At 64.5% G+C, this 2,201-nt stretch carries 2 protein-coding genes; both read left to right on the top strand.

Annotated elements, in window-relative coordinates; translation table 11 throughout:
- Window positions 1-45 precede the first annotated feature (45 nt).
- Complete coding sequence (locus A2I95_RS32850) at window positions 46-1,650, top strand: carboxyl transferase domain-containing protein (RefSeq protein WP_291736576.1); 1,605 nt, start codon at window positions 46-48, stop codon at window positions 1,648-1,650.
- 88 nt (window positions 1,651-1,738) lie between these two features.
- Window positions 1,739-2,201: biotin carboxylase N-terminal domain-containing protein (locus A2I95_RS32845; RefSeq protein WP_291736574.1), on the top strand; the 463-nt coding region annotated here is incomplete at its 3' end.

The following is a 2,201-nucleotide window of genomic DNA, read 5'->3' as shown; positions in this document are numbered from 1 at the left end:
CATCGTTGTCTTCTCCCGCCGCCTCCCTTTGAAAAAGGATACGGAATGAAACTTACATCCAAGGCGATGCCCTCCTCGGAAGGCTTCAAGCAGAACCGCGAGGCGCATCTGGATGCGCTCGGGCAGATCAGCGAGGCGGCTGAGGCCGCGCGCATGGGCGGCGGCGAGAAATCCCGCGCCCGCCACGAAGGCCGCGGCAAGATGCTGCCGCGCCGCCGGGTGGCGAACCTCTTGGATCCGGGCTCCTCGTTTCTGGAGATCGGCGCCACCGCGGCGCACGCGATGTATGACGGCGCGGCCCCGGCTGCGGGCGTGGTCGCGGGCATCGGCCGGGTGCATGGCCAGGAGGTCATGGTGGTCTGCAACGATGCCACCGTGAAGGGCGGCACCTATTATCCGATGACGGTGAAAAAGCACCTGCGGGCGCAGGAGGTTGCCGAGGAGAACCGTCTGCCCTGCATCTACCTGGTCGACTCCGGCGGTGCCAACCTGCCGAACCAGGATGAGGTCTTCCCGGACCGCGACCATTTCGGGCGCATCTTCTACAATCAGGCGCGGATGTCGGCCAAGGGCATTCCGCAGATCGCCGTGGTGATGGGCTCCTGCACCGCGGGCGGCGCCTATGTGCCGGCAATGTCGGATGTCACCATCATCGTGAAGGAACAGGGCACCATCTTCCTGGCCGGCCCGCCGCTGGTGAAGGCTGCCACGGGTGAAGTGGTCAGCTCCGAGGATCTGGGCGGCGGCGATGTGCACACGCGGCTGTCCGGTGTGGCCGATTACCTGGCCGAGGATGACGCCCACGCGCTGGCACTGGCGCGGCGCGCGGTGCAGTCGCTAAACATCATCCGGCCGCTGACGGTAAACTGGGCGAGCCCCGAAGAGCCCGCCTATGACCCCGAGGAAATCCTTGGTGTGGTGCCGGGCGATCTGCGCACGCCTTATGACATTCGCGAAGTGATCGCACGGCTGGTCGACGGCTCGCGCTTTGATGAGTTCAAGCCGCGGTTCGGCGAGACGCTGGTGACCGGCTTTGCCCACCTCAAAGGCTGCCCGATCGGCATCATCGCCAACAATGGGGTGCTGTTCTCGGAAGCCGCCCAGAAAGGTGCGCATTTCGTGGAACTGTGCAGCCAGCGCAAGATCCCGCTGGTGTTCCTGCAGAACATCACCGGTTTCATGGTCGGCCGTAAGTATGAAAACGAGGGCATTGCCCGCCACGGCGCCAAGATGGTGACCGCGGTGGCCACCACTAATGTTCCGAAAGTGACCATGCTGGTCGGCGGCTCCTTTGGCGCCGGCAACTACGGCATGTCGGGCCGTGCCTACAGCCCGCGGTTCCTGTGGACCTGGCCCAACTCCCGTATTTCGGTGATGGGCGGCGAGCAGGCGGCAGGGGTGCTGGCGACGGTGAAACGCGATGCCATCGAACGCCAGGGCGGCAGCTGGAGCGCCGGGGAGGAGGCTTCCTTCAAGCAGCCCACGATCGACATGTTCGAGGAGCAGAGCCATCCGCTTTATGCCTCTGCGCGCCTGTGGGATGACGGCATCATCGACCCGCGCAAAAGCCGTGATGTGCTGGCACTGTCGCTGAGCGCGGCGTTGAACGCCCCGATCGAAGACACCCGCTTCGGCGTGTTCCGGATGTAAGATCCGTACTTCATCCGGCCAGAAATATTCCCGGGGGTCCGGGGGCAGGCAGCCCTCGGTCCAGAGATCCAGACAAAGGACCAACCCCATGTTTGACAAAATCCTGATTGCCAACCGCGGCGAAATCGCCTGCCGCGTGATGGAAACCGCCCGCGCCATGGGGGTGCGGACCGTGGCCACTTATTCTGACGCCGATGCCGCTTCCAAACATGTGGCGCTGGCGGATGAGGCCGTTCACATCGGCGGCCCGGCCCCGGCGGACAGCTACCTGAAGGGTGATGAGATCATCCGCGTCGCGCAGGAAACCGGCGCCCAGGCGATCCATCCGGGCTATGGCTTCCTGTCGGAAAACCCCGGCTTCGTGGAAGCGGTGGAGGCCGCGGGGCTTGTCTTTATCGGTCCGTCGGCGGATGCAATCCGCAAGATGGGCCTCAAGGACGCCGCAAAGGTGCTGATGGAAGAGGCCGGCGTTCCGGTGGTGCCGGGTTATCACGGGGCCAACCAGGATGCGAAGTTCCTGGCCGGTGAAGCGGAGAAAATTGGCTATCCAG

The sequence above is a fragment of the Leisingera sp. F5 genome, assembly GCF_001593695.1.
This window is presented reverse-complemented; position numbering and strand designations above follow the sequence as displayed.